We start from the raw sequence: 329 nt of genomic DNA on the forward strand, positions 1-329 counted from the left end.
GATGAAGATTATGATATGAATCAGTTGACACATCAGTTAATGCATGACACAACTCAATTATTGTTAGATTACATTCATCACACACAAAAGCGAGATTTATCTCATATTGAGGAAGTAATTGAATATGCTGCAGTTGATTATATGAAGATGGATTATTATGCGAAGCGAAATTTAGAGCTGACAGAGAGCATACGATTAAAATCAAAAAAAGGGACTTTGTTATGGTTAATGGATGAGACAAAAACACCGATGGGTGCTAGACGTTTAAAGCAGTGGATTGATCGTCCATTAATTAATAAACAACAAATCAACGACAGATTAAATATTGT

1 pseudogene is annotated in these 329 nt (G+C 32.8%); it reads left to right on the top strand.

The features are described 5' to 3' along the window. Positions 1-15: 15 nt before the first annotated feature. Positions 16-329, top strand: a pseudogene (locus H1S01_RS21040) (DNA mismatch repair protein MutS); the annotation flags it as partial.

This window comes from Heliobacterium chlorum (genome assembly GCF_014502795.1).
Taxonomy (GTDB): Bacteria; Bacillota; Desulfitobacteriia; order Heliobacteriales; family Heliobacteriaceae; genus Heliobacterium; species Heliobacterium chlorum.